The sequence below is a fragment of the Parapedobacter tibetensis genome, assembly GCF_024704835.1.
GTDB lineage: Bacteria > Bacteroidota > Bacteroidia > Sphingobacteriales > Sphingobacteriaceae > Parapedobacter > Parapedobacter tibetensis.
On record NZ_JAMXBE010000084.1, the window covers coordinates 1 to 323 of the forward strand.

At 58.5% G+C, this 323-nt stretch carries 1 protein-coding gene; it reads left to right on the forward strand.

Translation table 11 applies throughout. The features are described from left to right. Window positions 1-323, forward strand: a 323-nt coding sequence (locus NF543_RS25370) for a hypothetical protein (RefSeq protein WP_257671003.1), incomplete at both ends; no start/stop codon positions are given.

The following is a 323-nucleotide window of genomic DNA, read 5'->3' on the forward strand; positions in this document are numbered from 1 at the left end:
CGCGGCGGCAAGATTGTATCGCGCATCACGCCGGCAACGGGAGATTTGCCATCGGTGCGGGGCCGTTTTGACAAGCTTGCATCGGTCGGCGGTGGCGGAAGCGGCGTGGTGGCTTATGGAGGGGGCTGGTATGAATGTGAATATGAGTATACATATGTGGAGCGGGAGGAGTGCACGCAGGAAGGGGGTAGCTATTGGGATGACGAGCTGGGTGCGGAGGGTGCGGAAGTGAACGTAACGTGCATCACCGTGGAGGATGAGATACGGAACGAGGTCTGCGTCTGGGTTGATGACCCATATGACCCGTACGATCCTTACGATCC